Genomic DNA, 22773 nt, shown 5'->3' with positions numbered 1-22773 from the left:
AGGAGTTTTGCATGCGCTTCATGTACATCGTCACTTCCAGCCGGCCGATGACCGGCCCGACCCCGGCGCTGATGGAGGCCATGCAGAAGATTTCCGAGCGGGAGATCAAGGCCGGCCGGATGATCGACAATGGCGGCTTGATGCCGCTTGCGACCGGCGCGCGCGTGCGGATCGTCGACGGCGAGCTCAGCGTCATCGACGGTCCCTTCATCGAGGCCAAGGAAGTGGTCGGCGGCTACGCCATTTTCGAGTTGCGCGACAAGGCGGAAGCCCTGGCCATGGCCAAGGAGTTCATGCAGCTGCACCTCGATCACATGCCGGGCTGGGACGGCACCTGCGAGTTGCGGGCCTTCGCCACGCCGGGCGAGGATGGGGCCTGCGAGGTCGACGCGCGGTCAGGGGTAGCTGCGCACGCCTGATGGACAGCATCGCTCGTTACGGTCGGCGGCGATGACGGCCGCCGACATCGATCAGATCCGTGCCACGATTCACGCCACCTGGCGCGTCGTGCAGCCACGGCTGATCGCGACGCTGGCGCGGATGCTGCGCGACGTGCCGCTTGCGGAAGAGCTGACCCAGGATGCGCTGGTTGCGGCGCTGGAAGCCTGGCCGATCATCGGCGTGCCCGAGAATCCCGGCGCCTGGCTCATGACCACCGCGAGGCGCCGCGCGCTTGATGTCCTGCGTCGCGGCAGGATGCTTGCGGACAAGCACGACATGCTGGCGCGCGACATGTTGCAGGAGCAGGAGATCGTGCCCGATTTCGATGCTGCGCTCGACGATGATATCGGCGATGAATTGTTGCGGCTGGTCTTCACCGCCTGTCATCCGATCCTGTCGCGCGAGGCGCGCGCGGCACTGGCGCTGCGGATGATCTGCGGCTTGACCACGTCCGAGATCGCGCGCGCCTATCTCGTTCCGGAAGCAACCATCTCCCAGCGCATTGTCCGCGCCAAGCGAACACTGTCCGGGTCCGGCCTCGCCTACGAGACGCCGGCCGGCGAGGCTCTGTCGGAGCGTCTCGCCTCGGTGCTGGAGGTCGTCTATCTGATCTTCAACGAGGGCTACCTCGCGGCGCGCGGCGAGGAATGGCTGCGGCCGCAGCTCTGCGACGAGGCGCTGCGCATGGGCCGTGTGCTCGCCGGCCTCGCCCCGGACGAGCCCGAGGTTCACGGCCTCGTCGCCCTGATGGATTTGAATGCGGCACGGGCTGGCGCGCGGACCGACGCGAACGGCGATCCCATCCTGCTGATGGACCAGGATCGCACGCTCTGGGATCGCTCGCAGATCCGTCGCGGCCTGCGCGCGCTCGAACGTGCCCGCGAGCTCGGCGGCTCGGGAAGGTTCTACGCGCTTCAGGCCGCGATTGCGGCGTGTCACGCCACGGCGGGAACAGCCGTGGACACCGACTGGCGGCGCATCGCGCAGCTTTACGCCGAGCTGGCGCTTCTGGTGCGCTCGCCGGTCATCGAGCTCAATCGCGCGGTCGCGGTCGGCATGGCCGAAGGACCGCAGGCCGGACTCGACGTGCTCGACAAGATCGCCGGCACGCCGGCGCTGTCGGCCTATCATCATCTGTCGGCGGTTCGGGGTGATTTGCTGCAAAAGCTCGGACGGCTCGCAGAGGCGCGGCAGGCGTTCGAGGCCGCGGCGCATCTTGCGACCAACGGGCGAGAGCGCGCGCTGATGGAGCGCCGCGCCGCGGCGCTCCACGCCCAAGGCGTCTAAAAATATCTAGGTCGTCGGCTTGGGCGGCGGCGCGGTGCCCTGGGCCCATTTCTCCAGCTTGCCAAGCACACCCCAGGCCGTCAGCGCCAGCGAGATCGGGAGGGCGAACTGGCCAAGCCCTGGCACCGCGGACGCGATCGTCCCGAGCAGCCCGGCAAGACCGCCGGCACCTGGGCTCGCGCTCACGGCAGAGAGCAGCGCGGTGATGAGCGCGCCGCCGATGCCGAGTGCCGTCTTCTTGCCGTCCAGCAGCTTGCCGATGGTTTCGCCGAGCGCGCCGTTGACCTGGCCGAGCACGGGCTTGTTGCCGAGCAGTGTGCCCAGCAGGTCGACGAGCTGCTTGAGCTGATCGGCCGGAGCGGGATTTGCCGCCGCCGTCCCCGGCACTGTCCTGGTGATGAGAGAGAGGAGCTGCCCGAGTACGCTGACTGTCGTGCTGGCCGCCGTTGTCGGGTTCGCCGGATTTGTCGCTCCCGACTGCAAGGCCTGCGTGAGGCTCTGCAGCTGGCTCAGGATCTGGGGTAGCTGAATAGTCTGCGCTAGGGGTGCCGTTCCTGTCGATGGGGTCGCTATCGGCGTTGGCGTCGTTGCTCCCGACTGTATGAGCTGTGCGAGATTTTCCAATCGGCTCAGGATTTGAGACAGATCGACCGACTGTCCGCCTGACGTCGCGCCTGCCAATGCAGGTGTTGTGCCTCCTGACTGCACGACCTGTGAGATATCATCCAGTCGCTTGAGGATCTGGAAAAGATCGACATTCGCCGTCCGGATCGGCTGCATTCCCGCGCGCGTGATGGCGGCGATCGTGGTGCCGTCGAGCAGGCCGGTATCCGCGAGGGCGTGTTGTTGCTGAAATTGCGAGACCGCGGCCTTGGTCTTCGGTCCGCTGATGCCGTCTTCGTCGAGCGGCGGATTGGCGCCGAGCTTGTTGAGCGTCTGCTGCATGAGCAGGACCGACGAGGCCACGTCCTCGTCGGGCTCGGAATGGGAGGCAATGGACGGGCCGTCGTCGATCGCGATCGAGGAATCCTGCGACATCATCGCATGCAGGATAACGGCGGTGCCGAGCTGGGAATCGACATGGTTCGGATCGAAGACGTGGTCCGCGACGAACTTGCCGGCGTTTGCCTCGGTCGGTCCGTACAGGGTCGAGCCGCCGTAGAGATAGGGCGAGTTGACGCCCTTGGCGTGATAGCCGAGGCCGTTGAAGCATTCGAGCCGGTACAGGGTGCGCGCGATGCACCAGTCCTGCGTTCCGACGAAGTGCTGGATCCGCAGCGCATCCACGGCGCCGTCGACGAACGAGGCGAACGGGCCGCGGCCTTTCGGGACGAGGCACGTCACGCGCTTCAATGTCTCGCCGTTACCGAGGTAGGTGTCGAAATCGAAATTGGATTCGCGATAATGGCAGAGCGCGACGAAATACCAGGGCACACCGGACAGCCGCTCGACCTGCTGATAGGTCGCCTTGCCGTTGATGGCCTTGCGTGCCGTCGCGCTGGCCTCGCCAAGGCGTGCGGGCCGGATCTGGAGATTGGCCCAGTTCCTCTCATACCCGCTCTTCAGATTCTCGTATGACACCATCTCCCGCTCCCGCGAATTGTTAAATTATCGGTCGGTTGTGCAAATCAGGCGTGAGCCGCGTGCCACCGCCGGTGGGCGCGAGCTCTGGGCGTGGTTTGGCAAATGTGGCAGGCCCTCGCCGCAGTGCATGTGAAATGGCTTACACGTGCAGCGCGAAAGGTTGCGGTCAAAGGACGCAACATCAGCGCCGTACGCGCGAACGCGCGGTCGCCACGCGCACTCCGGGAACCGGCCGGGCGGCCGTCCGTTAGCACCGGAGACGGTCTGCTCAGGGAATCCTGCGATGGCCAAGCGTGTTCTCGCGATCGGCATCGAACCCGGCAGTGCGGATTACAGAGCGTTTCCGCAGCTCACGCCGGCGCTCGTCCGCAACTATATCGAAGCGCAGCTGCTGCGCCTGCGCGGCCTCGGCTACGAGGTCACGAGCTGCCTGATCGATCTCGACGTTGCCGCGGAGGCGGCCGTAACGGCCGCGTTGCGCGATGAGCGCTTCGATTGCATCGTCATCGGTGCCGGCCTGCGTGAGCCGAAGGAACGGCTGCTGCTGTTCGAGAAGGTGCTCAACCTCGTCCACCACCTGGCGCCGCAGGCCGCGATCTGCTTCAACACGACGCCTGCCGACACGGCGGAAGCCGTGCAGCGCTGGGTCGAGCCGTAGCCGCGGGCAAGCCTACCCTTAGTCCGAGGCTGATCAGGATCGGCCGTTGTCGCGACAGGCTGGCCCGTGACGTAAAGGGCGGGAAGCGAGCCGGATTCGCGCGATTATTCTGGCCCGGGATCGTCCCAAACGCTATGACTGGCGCATCAGATGGGAGGATTCGGGATGCTTCGACGTCTTGGAGTTGCAGCGTGTTTCGCAGTCGCGATGGCCGTCCCGGTCCATGACGCGGTGGCGCAGGACGCTGTCGGTGGCGCCATCATTGGCGGCGTGGGCGGAGCGATCCTGGGCGGAGCGATCGGCGGTGGCCGCGGCGCCGCCATCGGTGCCGTCGTCGGCGCCGGCACGGGGGCTGCGATCGCCTCCGAAGGCGAGCGTCGCCGGTCCGGCTATTACGCCTATCAGCGCGGCTGCTACGTGCAGCGCCCGGACGGCCGCTACGTCCCGGTCGATCCAAGATACTGCTACTGAACATGCTGCTACTGAACAGACGATGCGCCGGCGCCGTCTTGCATGCGCCGGCGCAGCCGTCTCTGATCGCTGTCCCTAGGCAGCGCTGGCCCGGCTGACGGCGTCGCCGAGTTCTGCATTGGTGTAGGCCCTGCCGCCGATGCCCCACAGGCCGTCTACCGCATAGACCATGTTGACGAAAATCCGCTCGCGCGGATGGCGGCCTTCCGCTGCGTTGAACACGATCTCGGTGGCCTCTTCGATGAAGCCCGCCTTTTGCGCAGGCGCCGCCAGCGCGAAAGACGGGACTTTCAATTCGACCACGACGATGTCGTTTGACGACCCGCCGGCGAAGGACCGGCCTTTCGGGACGGTGCTGATCTCGCCGATCACGTTCGGCGTGATGAACGCATTGCCCGCGAGATCGTGATGCCTGAGAAACGAGGCGGTCAGCTCGGCGAACATGGTCTTCTCGGCGGCTGCACTGAAGATGCCATCCGTGGCAACGACGGTGATCGGCATGATTGGATCTCCCTTCATGATACGAGCGTCGCGAGCGCCGGATGCGATCGCGGCTTGCAATAATATTGCGATCGTTATATAACGATCGTGACTGCATTCGCACGGAGAGGGCGATGCCGTCAATATTAAAATAGCGATCGTTATATCTAGAGGTGCGGTGGTGCGATACAAGTCCGGACACAAGGAAGAAGCTCGCGCGCGCATGGTCGCGGCCGCCGGCCGCGGCTTTCGCCGCCAGGGCTATGGCGGCATCGGTGTCGACGGCCTCGCCAAGGAGGCCGAGGTCACCTCCGGCGCGTTCTACGGGCACTTCTCGTCCAAGGGTGAGGCATTCAAGGCCGCGCTGGTGGCGGGCCTGCAGGAGCTGCGCCAAGGCGTCGAAAGCCTGCGTGCCGAGCACGGCGCCAAATGGGTCGCGGCATTCGTCGATTTCTATCTCGGGCAAAAGCGGGTCTGCGAGCTCGGTTCGAGCTGCGCCTTGCAGAGCCTGACCTCGGAGGTGCAGCGCGCCGATGCTGCAATCAAGACCGTGTTCGAGGCCGAGATCGAGGGCGTCGTGAACGCCGTTGCGGGCGGTTTGCCGGGCCGCTCGCCCAAGGACAGACGCGCGCGTGCCTGGGCGTTGCTCTCGATCCTGTCCGGCGGTGTCACGATGGCACGGGCCGTCGCCGACAAGGATGTCAGCGCTGCGATCGCGTCCGCGTGTCGCGCGGCTGCACTCAAGGCCTGTTCCGAGACCTGAGAGGAGACCCACGGATGCAGATGTCGAACTATCTCTTCTTCACGACGCATTGCGAGGCGGCTCTCGCTTTCTACGCCGCCTGTGGCCTCGGCAAGGTGACCGAGGTCATGCGTCACGGCGCAGCCGGACCGATGCAGGGAAAGATCCTGCATGCAAGGTTCGAAGGACCAGGTATCCAATTCTATGCATCCGACAACGACGATGCGGAGCCGATGCGCGGCTCGGCGCACCACCTGATGATGGACGACGCGCAGGAAACGACGGACCTGTTCGCCCGCCCTGCCGAAGGCGGCACGATCACCACGCCGCTCGGGATCCAGCCCTGGGGCGACTATTACGGCAAGCTCACCGATCGCTTCGGTGTGCAATGGATGCTGAACTGCACGCTGGCGCGCGCCTAGCGCGTCCCCGCCGGCGCGCCGGCGTAGCTCGGGGCAGGGCAAGTGACAGGGCAAGGGCAGGCTTCACGCGGCGAAACCGCGCATCTCCTTTACGTAGCGCGCATCTCGCGCTAAACTAAAGGTAGCATATTGAGCTGACCAATTTTTTTCGCCCCGGGCTGGCACTTGTCGCCAGGCCGGTTCGCCCCGACCGCATTTGCCGAAAAGGCAGGTCTCCATGGCGCGATCGATTACTCTGAACAATGCCAGCGAATGGACCGTCGTCTCCGAGGGCACGGCGGCTCTCCGCCGAGGCGGCCGGCGCGCGGCTGCGACAGCGGCGGTCACCGTTCCGGTGATCCCGGCCGAGTTCATTGCGCCGCAGGTGACGATCGATCGCACCATGGAGCTCGCCCCGACGACCACGCGTCGGGCGGCCGGCGTGCCGATGGTCGACATGTCGGTGGTCCCGTCGGCGAACGAATCCTACCTGCTGGCGATCAGGCACGCCTCCGGCGCGCTCACGTTCCATGCGCCCGAGATCGAAATCGGAGCGCGCAGAGGGCGATCGGCTGCGTTGGCCAGCTTCCGCTTTCGCGTCCCGCTGCGAGGTGCCTCGATCGCGGCCGAGCGGCGCGGCATCGTGAGCTCGGCCATCAAAGCGGTCGTCCTGAAAGTGGCTGGCAAGATCGCCGATGCGTTGTTGCCCTCGCTCGCCGCCACGGTCGAGGCGGCGCTATGGAGGAGGGCGGGTCTCTCCGAAGGATGGTTCATTCTCGACCAGAATTCGCTGGCGTCGGGCACGTTGCGGCCGGGTGCGCCGGCCGGCGGTCAGGCTGGACGCGCACTGCTGTTCCTTCATGGGACGTTCTCACACACCACCTCGTCGTTCAAAGAGCTCGCCACACCGCAATTCTTCACGCCGCTGCAGGCGGCGTATGGCGATCGAATATATGCGTTCGATCATTTCAGCGTCAGCAAGACGCCGGAAGAGAATGCGAAAGACCTGCTTGCCGGCTTGCCCGATCAGGAGACCGAATTCGACGTCATCACCTATTCGCGCGGCGGTCTCGTGCTGCGCAATCTGGTGGAACGCGCGAGCGCGCTCGGTCCGACGGCAAGCCGGTTCAAGCTGAACCGCGCCGCGCTGGTCGCCTCGCCCAATGATGGCACGCCGCTGGCAACGCCGGCACGGTGGGAAGCCACCGTCGGCTGGCTGGCCAATCTGCTCGAACTGTTTCCCGAGAATCCGTTCACCTTCGGCGCCGGATTCGTTGCCGACGCGCTGGTCTGGCTTGCGCAGCGCGCGGGTGGTGCCTTGCCGGGCATCGCGGCCATGGACACGGGTGGCGAGATGGTGGCCGATTTGCAGGGGCCCCCCGCGCCGCCTGCTGCGGCTTACGCCGCGCTGGTCTCGAACTTCACTCCGTCCGGCAATATCCTCGAGCGAATGGTCGACGTCGGCGTCGACACGTTCTTCGCCGGCGCCAATGACCTCGTCGTGCCGAGCGCCGGTGGATGGCTGATTGATCGCACCGACGGGTCGGTCCCCGGAGACCGGATCGGCTGCTTCGGCGCGGGCGGAAACTTTCCCTCGAATCTGCCGCCGGTGCATCATCTGAACTTCTTCGCCCGCGCCGAGACCGCCAGCTTCCTGCTTCAGGCGCTGGCGGGAGCTCCACACGGATTGCCAGAGATCGATCCCTCGGTGACGCTCCCCGACAGCCGGGGCCGGCGCAGCCTCGTCGAAAGGCCGGCCGCGTTGCTGCGGCCTCAGGCCGCACAACTGCCGGCGCCCCTGCCGGCGACGGTGGTGCCGGCGCCGCTTCCGGGCCCGTCAGATTTCTCGATCTTCAGCGATGCATTCCAGCTCACGCTGATTGATCCCAGGCCCCTCGCGCAGGATGGCGGACCTGCCCGGCCAGGCGGGGATGGGCAGAAAGGTGGTGTCGTGACGCCGCAGCCGTACCAGCTGTTGGCAACCTATGGCGGTGCACGCATCGTGGAGCCCTTTACGGCCAGGGGCGGCGAAGCGGGGCAGAGGTGGCATGACATCATCGCCATGCATGAGCGCATGAAGAATTACGTCGACGGCAAGCTCGGCTTCGACGCGCCGACCGACGAAGAGCTCATCAAATACGGGACGCTGCTGTTCGACACGTTGTTTCCGCGGGAGGTGCGTCGCCTCTACGACGTGGCGCGATCGCGCGAGGAGCGCAACGGCCATCTGAACGTGATCTTCACGTCGATGATTCCGTGGATCGCCGACAAGCCCTGGGAGTTCGCGTTCGACCCGGACCGCAAGACGTTCCTCGCGACCCAGGAGCTGCATTTCGTCCGCAATGCGCTGACGGCGATGCCGGTGGAGGTTGCGAAGCCCAAGTCGGGGCCGTTGCGGATTCTGGTGGCCGTTGCACAGCCGATCGGGACCGCGAAGCTCTCTACGGAGCAGGAAGAAGCCGTTATCATGCGCAGCTTCCAGCCGCTGATCGATGCCGGCCTGGTCAAGGTCGACGTGCTGCGTGCGACGACGCCGACGCGGCTGCATCGGTGGATCTCGGCGACACCCTACGACGTCGTGCACTTCATCGGCCATGGCACCTTCGACACCGAGACCGGACAGGGCTTCCTTGTTTTTGAGGATGACAAGGGCGCCGTGTGCGAGGTCAGCGCGCGAAATATTTGCGAGATCCTCTGCAAGCGTGGAATCCAGCTCATCTTCCTCAATGCGTGCGAAACCGGACGCGGCGAGGCGAGGGGTACGAAACAGCGCAAGGCGGACTTCAACCGCGGCATCGCGCCGGCGCTGGTGGCGAACGGCGTTCCGGCCGTTGTTGCGAACCAGTTCAGTGTCCGCGACGAGGCCGCAACCGAATTCTCACAGCATTTCTACTGGTCGCTGGCGCAGGGGGACTCCTACGGAAGCGCGGCACGGGAAGCGCGAATCGCGGTCAACTACGCGACCAGCCATGACACGATCGACTGGGCCGTTCCGGTTGTCTACGCCCGCGATCCCGAGGGCCGCATTTGCGAGCGGCGCACACTGCCAAAGGAAGCATTGCTGACACCGCTGGTCTCGACCACGGCGAGACGCGCCACCATGCTGCACAAGTTCCGTGTCGCCGTGTGGGACGTCAACCATGTCTTTCCGGAGCTCGAGCGCACGGTCCAGCGCTTGAACGTCGCCCAGGGCGAGTTCGGCTTCGAGGTTGTCGACATGTCCGTTCCGCTCGGAGCCTGGCAGCGCGTGGAGGGAGAGGGCCTGCAACTCAACGCCAATCTCGCAGCAAGCGGGTTGAACAACAAGCGCCAGGAATTCGGTGTCGATTTTCTGTTCTGCATCATCGACAAGCCGATCATGTATCAGGAAGGCGGCGATACGCACACCGGCTATATGTGCTGGTGGTCAGATCCCGGCCAGGAAAACATCATCATCTTCGGCACCGTCTACGAGGACAAGCCGACGCAGGGACCTGCGGCCGACCATATGATCGCAAACGCAATCGTGCAGGGGCTGACGGGTATCCTGGCAGACCGCGGCACGCACAAACGGAAGGCCGGCGGCGGCAAGCACTGCCCGCTCTACTACAACGGCGAATTGGACATGCGGCTCGATGTTGGATCGCAGCACTTTGACGCCATTTGTGAACGCGAGCTCAGGAAACAGATACCCGAGCACCTGCCCGCGTTGAAGTCGCTGCTCGCCGCCTTCGACTGACATCGCGCCTCAGGGCTTGGCGGAGGCCTCCGGCATGATCTGGCGCAGAGGCTCCGGTGATATCGATATCTGGCCCGTGAACGGACGATCATGCGCCACGATCAGGAGCGCCGAGGTGGCGACGCCGGTCGCGAACAGCGCAATCGCGATCGCCGATCCCAGGCGGTTGTCGCAATGAACGAAGCCGATCACCAGCAGCTCGCACAAGGCCTGGAGATACAGGCACCACCATTTCACCGAGTTGACCGAGGCCAGGCTGACGATGATCCGCTGCCGCCGCGCATCCAGCGCCTGCTCCAGCGCGGCGACGATCTCGCGCTGCGCGGTCTCCTGCCCGCGACCCTGCGGCGTCGTCGCGACAACCAGCTGCAAGGCCTCGGCGAGCGCCGGCGGCGTCGCCTTCAGGGAAGCCTCCTGATGCGCCATCTCGGGCCATTCCACCGTGACGGCTTGACTGACATAGTCACGCACCAGCCCACGCAGCTTGGCTTCCTGCTCCGCCGGCAGTCCGGCCGCGAGCAGAACGGCGCTGCGAAGCGCGCTGGCCTCGCGGCTCACCGCCGCGCCAGCGCGGTCGCTGTCGCCCCAGACCTGCGCCGCAGTGAAGGCGACGAACAGGCCGAAGATGATGCCGAGCACCGGCAGCATGCCCGGCGAGATCGCCTTCAGCGCTTTCGCGCGTTCCTCTGTCGCGACCAGCGCGATCGCGGCGAACACCGTCGCGGCCAGAAGATAGGTGAAACCGAAGATCACCAGCGCCATCGCGGGCACCGGCAAATTATGCAGCCAATCGCTCATGTCATCTCATCATTTGCCCGGAAGCTCGTCAGATCAGCCGCATCCCCCGCAGGCTGGCATGCCCGTTCTTGCCGACGATGATGTGATCATGCACGGCAATCCCGAGCGGCTTGGCGATCTCGATGATCGCCTTGGTCATCTGGATATCGGCCTGCGAGGGCGAGGGATCGCCGCTAGGGTGGTTGTGCACCAGAATCAGCGCGGTTGCCGACAGCTCCAGCGCGCGCTTGATCACCTCGCGCGGATAGACCGGGGTGTGGTCGACGGTGCCGGTCTGCTGCACCTCGTCGGCGATGAGCTGGTTGCGCTTGTCGAGGAAGAGCAGCCGAAACTGCTCCTTGTCGGCGAAGGCCATGCTGGTGCGGCAATAGGCGATCACCTCGTTCCAGGACGACAGCGCATTGCGGCTGTTGACCTCGCCCTTGGCGACGCGGTGCGCGGCCGCCGCAATCAGCTTGAGCTGGTTGATGGCCGCTTCGCCGACGCCGTCGATCTCGCGCAGGCGCGCCACCGGCGCATGGACGACCTCGGCGAACGAGCCGAAGATCTTGATCAGTGTTTTCGCCAGAGGTTTTGTGTCGCGCCGCGGCAGCGCCGGAAACAGCGCCATCTCCAATAGCTCGTAGTCGCTGAGCGCGTCGGCCCCGGCGCTGTAGAAGCGCTCGCGCAGCCGTTCGCGATGGCCGAGATAATGCGGCGCGTCCTCGGGGTTGCTGTCGTCGGCCTTGGTTTTGGCGGGCATCGCGCACAACCATGCCGCACCCGGCGCGTTTTGCAACCATGAAGTGTCATGGTGTCCCGCGGACAGTCTTGCTGCCGCCCGCAGGACGCGCCGTTCAGCCTATGAGATCGTCATCGACAAACAGGATGGCAAGATCAGGCTTTGAAGGTGACGACAATCAGCCCGGCGGTTTCTGATCGTGTCGCGCCGGCGGCGGCAGCGTGACCGTGATCACCCCGGTAAGAATGAGCGCCATTCCGGCCAGAATTGACCAGGCAAAGCTCTCGCCGAGCAGGGTTGTGCCGAGCATCACCGCGAATCCCGCCCGCAGATAACTCCCGCTGGTGGTGCCGAGCGGGCCGATGGTGCGGATCAGCCGGAAATAGATCACCATCGCGAGCGCTGTGCAGATGATTGCGAGCGCGATGACAGCCGCGATCGCCTGCGCCGGCGGCGGCGCCAGCATCCATGGCCGCTCGAGGATCGCGGCCGCGGGCAGCATCGGGATTGCGGCGCAGCTCATGGCGCCCGCCGCCGTGACGATCGCAGGAAGCTTCTTGAACCGCTGCCCCCATAGCGGCGCGAGCGCGTAGCAAAGGCTCGCGCCGAGCACGGCCGCCTGCGCCAGCGGCGCGGCCGTGCCGATCCCCGACAGCGCGTCGATCCCCACGGTCATGGCGACGCCGGCGAGGCCGAGACCGACGCCGATGATTGTCCGGCCGCTGGTCGCCTGTCGTCCGCGCCCCGTCATCAAGGCAATCGCAAGCACGAACATCGGTGGTGTCGCATTGAGCACGCCGGCGAGGCCGCTTGTGATATGCGCCTCGCCCCAACTGATCAGGGTGAATGGCAGCGCGCTTTGCAGCACCCCTTGGCAGCACCCCTTGCACGAGAAAGGCAGCCCAGACCGATCCCTGGCGAGGGAGAGCGTGTCCCTGCGCCGTCGCAATGAGAAGGAGAAGACCTGCCGCGAGGGTCACGCGCGTCGCGACCATCGTGAACGGCGGAATCGACGGGATCGCCACCTTGATCAGCGTGAACGAGCTGCCCCAGATCAACGAAAGCAGCAGCAACAGGGCGATCTCGGAGGCGAGGGTGGCTTGTTCTGATGTTGCCTGCTCGGCCTGCGTGCTCATGCGGTGTGCTCCGGGATTTGCCGGCAGCATGATCAGGAAGCGGCGGCGCGGGCTGGCCGAATTCGGACCTCATCGTCCGATCGAGTCCGATTTCAGCTACTCGGCGAGCCGCATCGAAACTAATGTCGCGGCATGACAACGGGTCCGGCGCAACGGCAAACCCTGCCACCGCATCTCGACTGGGAGACCTGCGACCGCGCACGACTGGCACGGGCCCGCGCGTTCGACGGCCTGTTCTTCTCCGGCGTTCGCTCGACGCGCATCTATTGCCGGCCGGTCTGTCCGGTTCGCCCCGCACGCTCCGAGAATGTCACCTTCTATGCGACGGCTGCCGCCGCCGAGCGGGCCGGCTTTCGCCCATGCCTGCGCTGCCGGCCCGAAACCGCGCCTGGTTCTCCGGCCTGGCTGGGGACGGCGACCACCGTCGCCCGCGGGATGCGGCTGATTGACGACGGCTTTCTCGATCGCGCCACCATGACGGCGCTCGCCGAGGCTCTTGGCGTCGGGCCGCGCCATCTGCTTCGTCTGTTCCTGCGCCATGCCGGCGCGAGCCCCAGCGACATCGCGGCGACCCGGCGCGTCCAGGAAGCCAAGCGCCTGATCGACCGGACTGACATGACCTTGGCGGAGATCGCTTTCGCCGCTGGCTTCGGCAGCGTTCGCCGCTTCAACGACGCCTTTGCCGCGACCTACAAGCGGCCGCCGTCGTCCTTCCGGCGCCGGCGATAACCGAGACGATCTGCAATCACCCGATCTGCTTCTCGCCGTGCCGCTCCGACAGCGTAAAAATCTCGACGCCCGTGGCGGTGACGCCGACCGAATGCTCGAACTGCGCCGACAGCGAGCGGTCGCGGGTGACTGCGGTCCAGCCGTCGGACAGGATCTTCACATGCGGCTTGCCGAGATTGATCATCGGCTCGATGGTGAAGAACATGCCGGGCTTGAGCTGCACGCCTTCGCCGGGCCGGCCGATATGGATGATGTTCGGCTCGTCGTGGAACATGCGCCCGAGGCCATGGCCGCAGAAATCGCGCACCACGCTCATGCCCTGCGGCTCGACGAAGCTCTGGATGGCGTGGCCGATGTCGCCGGTGGTGGCGCCGGGCTTCACCGCGGCGATGCCGCGCATCATCGCTTCATACGTCACCTCGATCAGCCGCTCGGCCTTGCGCGCGATCGGGCCGACCGCATACATCCGGCTGGAATCGCCGTACCAGCCGTCGACGATGAAGGTGACGTCGATGTTGACGATGTCGCCTTCCTTCAGCGGACGGTCGCCGGGCATGCCGTGGCAGACCACGTGGTTGAGCGAGGTGCAGGTCGAGTAGCGGTAGCCGCGATACATCAGCGTCGCGGGATAGGCGCCATGGCTGAAGGCGAACTCGCGGACGAATTCGTCGATGCGATCGGTCGGAACGCCGGGGCCGACGACGTCGGTGAGCTCGTCGAGGCACTTCGCCACCAGGGCACCCGCCTTGCGCATGCCGGCAAAGGCGGCCGGCCCATGCAGCTTGATCTGTCCGGTCTTGCGCAGGGAGGTATCGGTGGCTTCGACGTAGCTCATGCGGGTCTGGTTCTTCTGGCTCGGGCCCGATACGGGCGGAAAGGCTTGATTTCAGGCCCAATCTAATGATTGCGGGCCTTCGCGCAAGCTTGGCAAGAGCGCTTTCGAGCGAAGTGGGTACCGGTTCGCGTCAAGAAAACGCGTCAAATCAAGACGAGAGCCTGCCATGCGCCCGAAAGCAGGCTCAATTCGGGACTTCTACGGTGGTTTCGACCGGCAGCGCGCCGCCGCGGATGCGGATTTCGCGGACCGGGTAGGGAACCCGGATGCCCTCGCGCTTGAAGACGTCCCACAGCGCCAGCATCACGTCGCTCTTGACGTTGTCCATGCCGTCGGGGTCCGCAAGCCAGAGGGTGAGCGAGAACTTCATGCCGGCTTCGGCGAATTCTGTCAGGATGCAGTTCGGCGGCTTGGCCTTCTGCGCGCGCGGGTGGGCGGCCGCGGTCTCGATTGCGAGCTTGCAGACGAGCCTGGGATCGGCGTCGTAATTGGTGCCGAAGGTGATCTTCACCAGCGTGTTCTTGTCGGTATAGGTCCAGTTGACGACCTTCTGCGTCACCAGATCCTCGTTCGGCACCAGGAATTCGCGGCCGTCGCCGGCGGCCACGGAAATATAGCGCGTCTTCATCGCGCTGATGCGCCCGGTGTTGTCGCCGATGGTGACGAGGTCGCCCGGCTTCACCGATTTGTCGGCGAGCAGGATGATGCCGGAGATGAAGTTGGCGACGATCTTCTGCAGGCCGATACCGATGCCGACGCCGACCGCGCCGGAGAACACCGCAAGCGCGGAGAGGTCGATGCCGACCGTGCCGAGCGCAAGCACGATTGCGATTGCGAGCAGCCCGATGCGGATGATCTTGACCAGCAGCACCTGTACCGACGGTGTCAGGTCCGTCGCCGAGTTGATCTTGCTCTCGGCGAAATTGCTGGCGATGTTGGTGAGCCAGAGCGCGAGGATCAACAGCGCGCCGGCCTTGAGCACCAGAAGTGGCGTCAGCCGCAATCCGCCGAGCACGATCGCATAGGAGTCGAGCAGATCGACCGTGGTGTCGAGCTGGCCGAGGATCGACAGCGCGGCGACGAACCACGCCGCAACCGACACCAGCTTGACGAAGAAGGCGTTGCGCAGCACCGAGGTGAGGAGCCGGATCGCGAGCCAGGCGAGCCCCAGCTTGGCGGCGACCATCAACAGATAGCTGCGGCTCGGCCAGGTCGCGTGATACATCACCACGCGCGAGATGATCACGAGCAGGGTGAACATTGCCGTCGAGGCGCTCGAGACCATCACGCGGGCGAAGTGGCGCAGCGGCAGCGGCCAGCGCATCGCCAGCGAGGTCATGTCGACCCGGATGCGAATGGCGGCTTCCGCCGCATAGGCGATCCCGGCCGCCACCAGAATGAGCCCGAATTGCAGGTAGAACCATGGCGAGGCGATTTCCGCCCCGACGCTGCGCGCGGTGGTCTGCACGAACTCCATGAAGTCTTTGAGGTCCATCGGGCAGGTCTCTTCGGGAAGCGGGCGGCGGTTTGATTCGAAAGTGCCGCAGAATCCCACAAAGGGTGCGGCCCGGCCATCGATACACCGCTAAATGAAGCGCGTTAAGGCCGCAAAATACGGGCAGATTGCCGCGAGCGGGAGAAAATGGGTTGGCGCGCCGGTGCGGCGACGATAAGGATGCATGAGCACATGTTTTTGAGATGGGCAAATCTGTCGGTCCCGGCACACTTCACCTCGCCCCGCTTGCGGGGAGAGGTCGAAATTCAAGCGCTGCTTGAATTTCGGGTGAGGGGGACTCTCCGCGAGTCCCACTATCACCGGCACCGCAGAGGCTCCCCCTCACCCCACCCTCTCCCCGCAAGCGGGGCGAGGGAGTGCCCGGCCGGTGGCCCCCTGACTGAACTCGTCGATCTCCCGGAGTAACCGCAGCACCGCATGGCCTCCCTCGACTCTTTCAGCATCGCCATTCTGCTCGGCGCCGTCTTGGTGATGGCCGGTATTCTGTCGAGCCTGCTCGCGCTGCGCTTCGGTGCGCCGCTGCTGCTGGTCTTCCTCGCGATCGGCATGCTGGCGGGTGATTCAGGCCCCGGCCAGCTCCAGTTCAACGACGTCGGCACGACCTATCTGGTCGGCTCGGTGGCGCTGGCCCTGATCCTGTTCGACGGCGGCCTGAAGACGCGCTTTGCCAGCATCCGCACCGTGCTCGCGCCCTCGGTGATGCTCGCGACCGTCGGCGTGCTCCTGACCGCGCTGATCACGGCGCCGTTCGCGAAATACGCGCTCGACCTCAACTGGACGGAGTCGCTGCTGGTCGGCGCGGTGGTGGCCTCGACCGACGCGGCCGCGGTGTTCCTGCTGGTGCACACCCAGGGCCTGCGCCTGCGCCCGCGCGTCGGTGCGACGCTTGAAGCGGAATCCGGCACCAACGATCCCTTCGCCATCTTCCTCACCTTGATGCTGGTCGAATACATCTCGCTGGGCTCGAGCTCGCCCGGCCATGTGGTGATGGAGTTCCTGCAAGAGGCGGTGCTGGGTGCCGTCGTCGGTTTCCTCGGCGGACGTTTCGTCGTCATCGGGCTCAACAAGGTCGCGCTGCCGCAGGGCCTGCACGCGCCGTTCGTGACCACGGCCGCGCTCGTGATCTTCGGCGGCTCGCAGATCATGCATGCCTCGGGCTTCCTCGCCGTCTATCTCGCCGGCATCATCATCGGCAACCGGCCGACGCGCGCGCATAATTCGGTCGTAGCGTTTCTCGATGCCGCAACCTGGCTGGCGCAGATCGTGATGTTCGTGCTGCTCGGCCTGCTGGTCTCGCCGAGCCGGCTGGGCTCCAGCGTGCTGCCGGCGATCGGCGTCTCGTTCGTCCTGATGCTGGTGGCGCGGCCGATCGCCGTGTTCGTGTGTCTCGCCCCATTCCGCTTCAACTGGCGCGAAAAGATATTCATCGCCTGGACCGGCTTGCGCGGCGCGGTGGCGATCTTCCTGGCGTCGATCCCGATGCTGGTCGGCCTGTCAAAGGCCTATCTCTATTTCGACGTCGCCTTCGTCGTCGTGATCATCTCGCTGCTGCTGCAAGGCTGGACGCTCGCACCTGCCGCGCGAAAGCTGCATGTGGCGCTGCCGCGCGCCGAGCGCGGCCCGCGCCGTGTCGAACTGGATCTGCCCGGCCAGCTCGAGCAGCAGCTGGTCGGCTATCCGGTGCGGCCCAAGAGCCTGTATTTCCGCCGCGGCCTGATCCCGTCCTGGTCCAAGCCGACTCTGGTGATCCGCAAGGAGAGCATCTTGACGCCGGCGGAGGCCGATCCGATCGCGCCCGGCGATTACATCTATCTGCTGGCGCCGCCGGAAAAGGCCGAAGCCCTCGACCGTTTCTTCGTCGACATGCAGCCGAGCTCGGAGCCCGATCCGCATCTGCTCGGCGACTTCATGGTCTCCGGCGAGCACACGCTCGCCGAGCTCGCCGAGATCTACGGCGTCAAGGCGAGTGACGACGAGAGCAAGCTGACGCTGGCCGACTATTTCGACGTCCATCTCGATCGTGCGCCGAAGGAAGGTGCCGAGCTGGCGCTGGGTGAGATCGTGCTCGTGGCGCGCAGCATCTCCGGCGGCCGCGTCAACGTCGTCGGCCTTCGCCTGCCGGAAGAAGACGAGACGCCGGCGCCGCTGACGCGCAGCCAGGCGCTGCGCCGCAAGCTCGCGGAGCTGTGGACCTCGGTGGCGGGGGTTTAATTCTCACGCGGTCCGCCTTGAGTTTTGCAGGACGGAACCAACTACACACTCCGTCATTGCGAGCGCAGCGAAGCAATCCAGACTGCCACCGCGGAAAGATTCTGGATTGCTTCGCTGCGCTCGCAATGACGGTGTTTGTTGAAGCGCCATGCCCTGCGACGGCGAGCCGATGCAGGACCCGGTTCGCACGGAACCGCCACGAAATCGCCGCAACCATGGAAGATTTGCGCGGCTTCGTGACTTCCGGTTCCGGAACGCTCTGCTGCGTAGTCCGTTCTAGCCACGTAACGGTCAATGCATCTGACAGGAGCAACCCATGCGCAAACTCATCCTGCCCGCCATTGTCGCGATCGGTTTGGGAGCGGCGGCGCCGGCGATGGCCTACGACACGGGCGATCAGATCTCGATGCAGGCCGCGCTCGACGTCGCGACCGACATCGGCGTCATGACGATTTCGCATACCCAGTTCCTCGGCGACGAATGGCAGATCGAGGGCCGCGACAGCAGCGGCCGCTGGATGGAGGTCGATGTCGACGCCCGAACCGGCGACGTGCGCAACGTCGATCGTGGCTGGTAAGTGATGCGCGAGGCGGGTCGTCCTCAACCGCGATCCGCCGCGCCTTACGTCAGCACCTTTACCCCGCCGAACGAGGTCACGCGTCCCTGCCTGAGCATCACGATCTGGGTCGCCAGCTGGCGCAGCTCGGCGACGTCGTGGCTGACATAGACCATGGGAACATTGGCCTCGTCCCGCAGCCGCACCAGATAAGGCAAAATCTCGAGCTTGCGGGCCTCGTCGAGCGCGCCGAGCGGTTCGTCGAGCAGCAGCAGGCGCGGCTTTGACAAGAGCGCGCGGCCGAGCGCGACGCGTTGGCGTTCGCCGCCGGAGAGCTTTCCCGGACGGCGGTCGAGCAACGCGCCGATGTCGAGCAGCTCGACGACGCGCGTGCGCTGCGCCGGATCGGGCGCGAGACCGTTCATCCGCCGTCCATAGTCGAGATTTTGCGCGACGTTGAGATGCGGAAACAGCCGCGCATCCTGGAACACATAGCCGATGCGGCGGCGATAAGTCGGCACATGGATGCCGGCGGCGGTGTCATCGACGGTTTCGCCGTCGATGACGATGGTACCTCGGTCGGGCCGCAGCAGGCCGGCGATCATGTTGATCAGCGAGCTCTTGCCGGCGCCGGATGCGCCGAACAGGCCGGTGACGCGGCCTTCGCTTGCGAAAGATGCGTGCAGCGAAAACTCACCAAGCTGTTTTTCGACATCGACGTGCAGCATGGTCAGTTCCCGTGCAGCCGCGCGGTGGCGCGGCGGGCGAACCATTCGGCCGCGATGAGCGCGCCGAGCGCAATCACGACCGAGATGATGACGAGCCGGCCTGCGGCGGCGTCGCCGTCCGGCGTCTGGATCAGCGAATAGATCGCGGACGAAATCGTCTGGGTCTCGCCGGGAATGTTGGAGACGAAGGTGATGGTGGCGCCGAACTCGCCGATCGCCTTCGCAAAGCCCAGCACCATGCCGGCGAGCACGCCGGGCAGCGCCAACGGCAACGTCACCGTGAAGAACACCTTGAAAGGCGCGGCGCCGAGCGTCTCGGCCGCCTGCTCGAGCTTGCGATCGATCGCCTCGATCGACAGCCGCATCGGGCGCACCAGCAGTGGAAACGACATCACGCCGCAGGCGAGCGCAGCTCCAGTCCAGCGGAAGGCGAAGACGACGCCGAGATGATCGGCGAGGAAGGCGCCGACCAGGCCGCGGCGGCCGAAGGTCAGAAGCAGGAGATAGCCGGTGACGACGGGCGGCAGCACCAACGGCAGATGCACCAGCGCATCGAGCACCGATTTGCCCCAAAAATCCCTGCGGGCGAGCAGCCAGGCCAGCGCAATGCCGAACGGCGTCGCCACCAGCGTTGCGATGACGGCGACCCTGAGCGAGAGCAGGATCGCCGTCCATTCGGCGGGAGAGATATCGAGCATCAAGTCGTGATCATCACGTCGCAAAACCTAAGTCGTGGGAGAGATCAGGAACCTGAAGCCGTATTTCTCCAGAATCGTCTTGGCGGCTGAGGTGCGCAGGAAGGCGAGATAGTCGTTGGTCTCGGGCTTCGCGGTCGTGGTCGCCGCCACCGGATAGATGATCGCGGGATGCGAATCCGCGGGGAAGGTGCCGACGATCTTGACGCCGGGCTCGACCTTGGCGTCGGTGGAATAGACGATGCCGAGATTGGCTTCACCACGCGTCACCAGCGTCAGCGCGGCGCGCACGCTCTCGGCCATCGCGAATTTCGGCTCCGCCGCCTGCCAGGCGCCGAGCTTCTCCAGCGCGGCCTTGGCGTATTTGCCAACGGGCACCGACTTCACGTCGCCGGTCGCGATCCTGCCGTCGCCGGCGAGCTTTGCAAGGTCGAAACCTTGGGCGATCGTGACGTTGTTGATCTCTGAGTCCTTCGGCGCGATCAGCACGATGCTGTTGCCGAGCAGGTTGACGCGGGTCGGCTCGTTGATGGTCTTCTTGGCTGTAGCGTAGTCCATCCAGTCAGTGTCGGCGGAGACGAACACGTCGGCCGGCGCGCCCTGCTCGATCTGCTTGGCGAGCACCGAGCTTGCGGCATAGCTGACGCTGAACTTGACGCCGGTCTTGGCGGTGTAGGCGGCATCGATCTCGTCGAGCGCGTTCTTCATCGACGCCGCGGCGAAGACCGTGATGGTCTTGTCCTCGGCGGCAGCCGGCGAGAGGCTCGCGCCCGCGAGCATGACGAAGGCGGTGAAAAGTCCGGCAATGCGATACATGGATGGCGCTCCGTGCGAGATCGCGCGCGCAAATGCACGCGCAAATCTGGCGTTGGTTGGGTCAGATCGCGACGGGCGGAAGCGCTGTTCCACGGGACCTTGCGACGGCTTACGGCCGGCAGGGATATCGCAACTCTCGAAGATAGCAGGCTGCGCCCACAGGTCAAAGGCGTCTAACCAAACAGCCTATTGCGCCGGCAGGATCGAAATCGAGAGCGAATTGTCCTTGGCGCCGCTGATTTGCAGCACGAACGGCTTGTCCGAGAGCTCGTATTTCATAGTCTTGCGGATGCCGTCGCAATCGGTGGCGCCGCTGAAGGCTATGGGCTTGAGGAAATGCCCGTCCTGGACCACGTCGACCCAGGCCCCGCTGGACAGGCTGATCGTATAGAGCCCGGCCTTCGCCGCCTTGATGCCAGTGAAGCCGGCAAAGGTGCCGTCCTTCGGCGCTCGCTCCGGCGGCGAGGGCAGTTTTGCCTCCTGAGGCGCGACCAGGCCCAGCGTGATCGCCGACGAGGGGACCGCGGCCTGTTCGCTGCCCGATGCGAGCCTGGCGCGGTCCGGCGCCGTCAACGCTGCGCGGTCGCGCTCGATCGGCCATTTGAACTTGTCGCAGCCGCTGGGCTCCTCGGCGGCGAGAGCGGAGGTCGCGCCGAGCGAGAGCACGGCAAGAAAAGCGAGGACGCGCATGTCAAATCTCATCGTTGGCCACGCAAGGACGCGGGGCGTGCGGTCAGGTTTCGTTGGCGAAAGGGATGCGCATCCCGGAATGCCGCGGGCTTACGGCCGCGCGGCATGGCGATCCTAGCGCATTTGGGTGGCACGAACCAACCACCTGTTCGTCATTCCGGACAAGCGCAGCGGAGCGAAGCGCAGATCCGGGATCCATAACCACAGGGTTGTGTTTGGCGAAGACTCCGAGTTATCAGCTCGCGCCACAACCGCTCCCTGTGGTTCTGGGTCCCGGATCTGCGCTTGCGCTTGTCCGGGACGACAGCAGTGGGTGAGGCGCCATCCTGCCCGACCGCGCGCCCTACCGCTTCGCATCGGCCGCGCGCAGCACGGCTTTGCAGGCCGCCGGCATCTGGGCCAGCGTCATCGGCGGCTTCGGCTTCGGCGGCTCCGGCGGCGGCTTCGGGTGCAGCACGCCTTCGCTGAACCAATAGGCCAGATCGGAGGGCTTGCAGCCTTCGTCCTCGGATTGCGACGGCTGGCCCTGACATTCGCTCGCGCCCGCCGGGCAGCGCATGCGGATGTGGAAATGATAGTCGTGGCCCCACCACGGCCGGATCTTTGACAGCCAGGAACGATCGCCCTTGGCTTCGCGGCACAGTGCCTTCTTGATCGCGGGATTGACGAAGATGCGCTGCACCGCCGGCTCCTGCGCGGCATCGCGCAGCACCAGCACATGGCTCGGCGTGAACACCTTCGGGTCGATGTCGAGCCGGTCCTCGCGCACCATCATCACCGCCGACATCTCCTCGCGCTCCTCGCGCGAGAGCCGGTGGTCCGGCATCGGCGTCAGCCAGATGTCGGCATCTAACCCGATCTGATGGCTGGCATGGCCTGATAGCGCCGGCCCGCCGCGCGGCTGACCGATGTCGCCGACCAAAATGCCCGGCCAGCCCGCGTCCTTGTGCGCTTTGGCAGCCAAGCGCTTGATCAGCGCGATCATGTCGGGATGACCGTAATTGCGGTTGCGCGACAGCCGCATCACCTGCCAATCGTCGCCGTTGAGCGGCATCTGCTGGGCGCCGCCGATGCAGCCCTTCACATAGGAGCCGATGACATGTGCCGCCCCGGTCGAGGGCAGCAGCTTGCGCGCGAACAGCTCCCTGGCGCCGATCTTGGGATCGTTCGGATTGGCGAGCGGCGGCAGCGGCTTCGGGTTCACGCTGCCCTTGTCCTGGGCCAGCGCTGAGCCGGCGGCCAGGAGCGTCATCATAAGCAGGAGAGGGGCGATGCGGCGGGGACTCATGCTGATCCTCTTATAGCCGAACGCCGCGTCTGGGTTAAGAATTAGGCTTTCGACGTGGCCGCCTAGCCTCGATTTTTAACGGCTCGATAACCGTATCCTGCATTGACCAATATTCGTGCGCGGAACGAGAGGCGCCTGGCTCCTGCATGCAAGCGGCCTGCGGTCCGGAACTGATTCAAGGAGATTGCGCGTTTTTGCATCTCCTCTCCCGCCGATCGCGACGCGGGAGCAGGCTCGACGCGCCCGTGGACGCCAGCCGCGCCTCGCAAACA

General features: G+C 65.5%; 23 protein-coding genes and 1 pseudogene. 11 read left to right on the top strand and 13 right to left on the bottom strand.

Annotated features, from left to right (window positions below):
- The first annotated feature begins 11 nt into the window (after nt 1–11).
- On the top strand, nt 12–419 hold the full coding sequence (locus tag ABID58_RS29595) for a YciI family protein (RefSeq protein ID WP_354036372.1): 408 nt from the start codon (nt 12–14) through the stop codon (nt 417–419).
- 31 nt (nt 420–450) lie between these two features.
- On the top strand, nt 451–1728 hold the full coding sequence (locus ABID58_RS29590; RefSeq protein WP_354036370.1) for an RNA polymerase sigma factor: 1278 nt from the start codon (nt 451–453) through the stop codon (nt 1726–1728).
- Nucleotides 1729–1734: 6 nt separating this feature from the next.
- Here ABID58_RS29590 and ABID58_RS29585 read toward each other — a convergent pair whose 3' ends face one another.
- Entirely contained in the window at nt 1735–3312 is a 1578-nt protein-coding gene (locus tag ABID58_RS29585) for a peptidoglycan-binding protein (RefSeq protein WP_354036368.1), read from the bottom strand.
- A gap of 283 nt (nt 3313–3595) precedes the next feature.
- On the opposite strand from ABID58_RS29585, the gene ABID58_RS29580 reads away from it, so the two are divergent.
- Together ABID58_RS29580 and ABID58_RS29575 are read left to right on the top strand one after the other, a co-directional pair.
- On the top strand, nt 3596–3970 hold the full coding sequence (locus ABID58_RS29580; protein WP_354036367.1) for a hypothetical protein: 375 nt from the start codon (nt 3596–3598) through the stop codon (nt 3968–3970).
- 165 nt (nt 3971–4135) lie between these two features.
- Nucleotides 4136–4441, top strand: coding sequence for a YMGG-like glycine zipper-containing protein (locus tag ABID58_RS29575; RefSeq protein ID WP_354036365.1), 306 nt, complete (start codon nt 4136–4138; stop codon nt 4439–4441).
- Between the two features lie 75 nt (nt 4442–4516).
- On the opposite strand, the gene ABID58_RS29570 is transcribed toward ABID58_RS29575, so the two are convergent.
- Complete coding sequence (locus tag ABID58_RS29570) at nt 4517–4942, bottom strand: Tautomerase enzyme (RefSeq protein ID WP_354036364.1); 426 nt, start codon at nt 4940–4942, stop codon at nt 4517–4519.
- A gap of 160 nt (nt 4943–5102) precedes the next feature.
- Between ABID58_RS29570 and ABID58_RS29565 the strand changes: the two genes are divergently transcribed.
- The 3 genes from ABID58_RS29565 to ABID58_RS29555 all read left to right on the top strand — a co-directional run bounded on the left by ABID58_RS29565 (nt 5103) and on the right by ABID58_RS29555 (nt 9782).
- Nucleotides 5103–5684, top strand: coding sequence for a TetR/AcrR family transcriptional regulator (locus tag ABID58_RS29565; protein WP_354036362.1), 582 nt, complete (start codon nt 5103–5105; stop codon nt 5682–5684).
- A 14-nt stretch (nt 5685–5698) separates the two neighbouring features.
- Entirely contained in the window at nt 5699–6085 is a 387-nt protein-coding gene (locus ABID58_RS29560) for a VOC family protein (protein ID WP_354036360.1), read from the top strand.
- A 217-nt stretch (nt 6086–6302) separates the two neighbouring features.
- The gene (locus ABID58_RS29555; RefSeq protein WP_354036358.1) at nt 6303–9782 is read left to right on the top strand and encodes a DUF7379 domain-containing protein; all 3480 of its coding nucleotides are present in this window, start codon (nt 6303–6305) and stop codon (nt 9780–9782) included.
- 9 nt (nt 9783–9791) lie between these two features.
- Here the strand turns inward: ABID58_RS29555 and ABID58_RS29550 are convergent, their stop codons facing one another.
- The 4 genes and pseudogenes from ABID58_RS29550 to ABID58_RS29535 form a co-directional block, all read right to left on the bottom strand.
- Nucleotides 9792–10580 carry a bestrophin-like domain gene (locus tag ABID58_RS29550; protein ID WP_354036357.1) on the bottom strand — a complete coding sequence of 263 codons (789 nt, stop codon included), beginning with the start codon at nt 10578–10580 and terminating at the stop codon, nt 9792–9794.
- Nucleotides 10581–10608: 28 nt separating this feature from the next.
- Nucleotides 10609–11322, bottom strand: coding sequence for a RadC family protein (gene radC, locus ABID58_RS29545; RefSeq protein ID WP_148751850.1), 714 nt, complete (start codon nt 11320–11322; stop codon nt 10609–10611).
- Between the two features lie 157 nt (nt 11323–11479).
- A complete protein-coding gene (locus ABID58_RS29540) occupies nt 11480–12169 on the bottom strand; it encodes a DMT family transporter (protein WP_354036355.1) in 690 nt (229 codons plus the stop codon).
- A 64-nt stretch (nt 12170–12233) separates the two neighbouring features.
- Nucleotides 12234–12326 (bottom strand): annotated as a pseudogene (locus ABID58_RS29535) (EamA family transporter); the annotation flags it as partial.
- Here ABID58_RS29535 and ABID58_RS29530 point away from each other — a divergent pair.
- Both ABID58_RS29530 and ABID58_RS29525 read left to right on the top strand, forming a co-directional pair.
- The gene (locus tag ABID58_RS29530) at nt 12298–12573 is read left to right on the top strand and encodes a hypothetical protein (protein WP_354036353.1); all 276 of its coding nucleotides are present in this window, start codon (nt 12298–12300) and stop codon (nt 12571–12573) included. The pseudogene ABID58_RS29535 and the gene ABID58_RS29530 sit on opposite strands and share 29 nt — an antisense overlap.
- Nucleotides 12570–13166, top strand: a complete 597-nt coding sequence (locus ABID58_RS29525) for an Ada metal-binding domain-containing protein (protein ID WP_148751848.1) — start codon at nt 12570–12572, stop codon at nt 13164–13166. Before ABID58_RS29530 ends, ABID58_RS29525 begins: the two co-directional genes overlap by 4 nt.
- A 16-nt stretch (nt 13167–13182) precedes the next feature.
- Here the strand turns inward: ABID58_RS29525 and map are convergent, their stop codons facing one another.
- Nucleotides 13183–14001, bottom strand: coding sequence for a type I methionyl aminopeptidase (map, locus tag ABID58_RS29520; protein WP_148751847.1), 819 nt, complete (start codon nt 13999–14001; stop codon nt 13183–13185).
- Nucleotides 14002–14185: 184 nt separating this feature from the next.
- On the bottom strand, nt 14186–15496 hold the full coding sequence (locus tag ABID58_RS29515) for a mechanosensitive ion channel family protein (protein ID WP_354036351.1): 1311 nt from the start codon (nt 15494–15496) through the stop codon (nt 14186–14188).
- Nucleotides 15497–15934: 438 nt separating this feature from the next.
- Here ABID58_RS29515 and ABID58_RS29510 point away from each other — a divergent pair, with 438 nt between their 5' ends.
- Both ABID58_RS29510 and ABID58_RS29505 read left to right on the top strand, forming a co-directional pair.
- A complete protein-coding gene (locus ABID58_RS29510) occupies nt 15935–17728 on the top strand; it encodes a potassium/proton antiporter (protein WP_354036349.1) in 1794 nt (597 codons plus the stop codon).
- A gap of 316 nt (nt 17729–18044) precedes the next feature.
- Nucleotides 18045–18305, top strand: coding sequence for a PepSY domain-containing protein (locus tag ABID58_RS29505; RefSeq protein ID WP_148751842.1), 261 nt, complete (start codon nt 18045–18047; stop codon nt 18303–18305).
- Nucleotides 18306–18349: 44 nt separating this feature from the next.
- On the opposite strand, the gene modC is transcribed toward ABID58_RS29505, so the two are convergent.
- From modC to mepA, 5 genes are all read right to left on the bottom strand, one after another.
- Nucleotides 18350–19012: a molybdenum ABC transporter ATP-binding protein gene (gene modC / locus ABID58_RS29500; RefSeq protein WP_148751841.1), complete on the bottom strand. Its 663-nt coding sequence runs from the start codon at nt 19010–19012 to the stop codon at nt 18350–18352.
- Nucleotides 19013–19014: 2 nt separating this feature from the next.
- Nucleotides 19015–19710, bottom strand: a complete 696-nt coding sequence (gene modB / locus ABID58_RS29495; protein ID WP_148751840.1) for a molybdate ABC transporter permease subunit — start codon at nt 19708–19710, stop codon at nt 19015–19017.
- Nucleotides 19711–19737: 27 nt separating this feature from the next.
- Nucleotides 19738–20523, bottom strand: a complete 786-nt coding sequence (modA, locus tag ABID58_RS29490) for a molybdate ABC transporter substrate-binding protein (protein WP_354036348.1) — start codon at nt 20521–20523, stop codon at nt 19738–19740.
- Nucleotides 20524–20709: 186 nt separating this feature from the next.
- Nucleotides 20710–21213, bottom strand: a complete 504-nt coding sequence (locus tag ABID58_RS29485; protein ID WP_354036346.1) for a hypothetical protein — start codon at nt 21211–21213, stop codon at nt 20710–20712.
- A 343-nt stretch (nt 21214–21556) separates the two neighbouring features.
- Nucleotides 21557–22501, bottom strand: a complete 945-nt coding sequence (gene mepA / locus ABID58_RS29480) for a penicillin-insensitive murein endopeptidase (protein ID WP_354036344.1) — start codon at nt 22499–22501, stop codon at nt 21557–21559.
- Nucleotides 22502–22773 lie beyond the last annotated feature (272 nt).

Source organism: Bradyrhizobium sp. S3.2.6, assembly GCF_040546885.1.
Taxonomy (GTDB): Bacteria; Pseudomonadota; Alphaproteobacteria; order Rhizobiales; family Xanthobacteraceae; genus Bradyrhizobium; species Bradyrhizobium cytisi.
This window is presented reverse-complemented; position numbering and strand designations above follow the sequence as displayed.

Coding starts and splice junctions, on each gene's coding strand:
- ABID58_RS29515 (WP_354036351.1), bottom strand. CDS start 15,496: ATGGACCTCAAAGACTTCATGGAGTTCGTGCAGACCACCGCGCGCAGC.
- ABID58_RS29555 (WP_354036358.1), top strand. CDS start 6,303: ATGGCGCGATCGATTACTCTGAACAATGCCAGCGAATGGACCGTCGTC.
- modC (WP_148751841.1), bottom strand. CDS start 19,012: ATGCTGCACGTCGATGTCGAAAAACAGCTTGGTGAGTTTTCGCTGCAC.
- ABID58_RS29575 (WP_354036365.1), top strand. CDS start 4,136: ATGCTTCGACGTCTTGGAGTTGCAGCGTGTTTCGCAGTCGCGATGGCC.
- ABID58_RS29595 (WP_354036372.1), top strand. CDS start 12: ATGCGCTTCATGTACATCGTCACTTCCAGCCGGCCGATGACCGGCCCG.
- ABID58_RS29550 (WP_354036357.1), bottom strand. CDS start 10,580: ATGAGCGATTGGCTGCATAATTTGCCGGTGCCCGCGATGGCGCTGGTG.
- modB (WP_148751840.1), bottom strand. CDS start 19,710: ATGCTCGATATCTCTCCCGCCGAATGGACGGCGATCCTGCTCTCGCTC.
- ABID58_RS29485 (WP_354036346.1), bottom strand. CDS start 21,213: ATGCGCGTCCTCGCTTTTCTTGCCGTGCTCTCGCTCGGCGCGACCTCC.
- ABID58_RS29525 (WP_148751848.1), top strand. CDS start 12,570: ATGACAACGGGTCCGGCGCAACGGCAAACCCTGCCACCGCATCTCGAC.
- modA (WP_354036348.1), bottom strand. CDS start 20,523: ATGTATCGCATTGCCGGACTTTTCACCGCCTTCGTCATGCTCGCGGGC.
- ABID58_RS29510 (WP_354036349.1), top strand. CDS start 15,935: ATGGCCTCCCTCGACTCTTTCAGCATCGCCATTCTGCTCGGCGCCGTC.
- ABID58_RS29580 (WP_354036367.1), top strand. CDS start 3,596: ATGGCCAAGCGTGTTCTCGCGATCGGCATCGAACCCGGCAGTGCGGAT.
- ABID58_RS29560 (WP_354036360.1), top strand. CDS start 5,699: ATGCAGATGTCGAACTATCTCTTCTTCACGACGCATTGCGAGGCGGCT.
- map (WP_148751847.1), bottom strand. CDS start 14,001: ATGAGCTACGTCGAAGCCACCGATACCTCCCTGCGCAAGACCGGACAG.
- ABID58_RS29585 (WP_354036368.1), bottom strand. CDS start 3,312: ATGGTGTCATACGAGAATCTGAAGAGCGGGTATGAGAGGAACTGGGCC.
- ABID58_RS29505 (WP_148751842.1), top strand. CDS start 18,045: ATGCGCAAACTCATCCTGCCCGCCATTGTCGCGATCGGTTTGGGAGCG.
- mepA (WP_354036344.1), bottom strand. CDS start 22,501: ATGAGTCCCCGCCGCATCGCCCCTCTCCTGCTTATGATGACGCTCCTG.
- ABID58_RS29570 (WP_354036364.1), bottom strand. CDS start 4,942: ATGCCGATCACCGTCGTTGCCACGGATGGCATCTTCAGTGCAGCCGCC.
- ABID58_RS29590 (WP_354036370.1), top strand. CDS start 451: ATGACGGCCGCCGACATCGATCAGATCCGTGCCACGATTCACGCCACC.
- radC (WP_148751850.1), bottom strand. CDS start 11,322: ATGCCCGCCAAAACCAAGGCCGACGACAGCAACCCCGAGGACGCGCCG.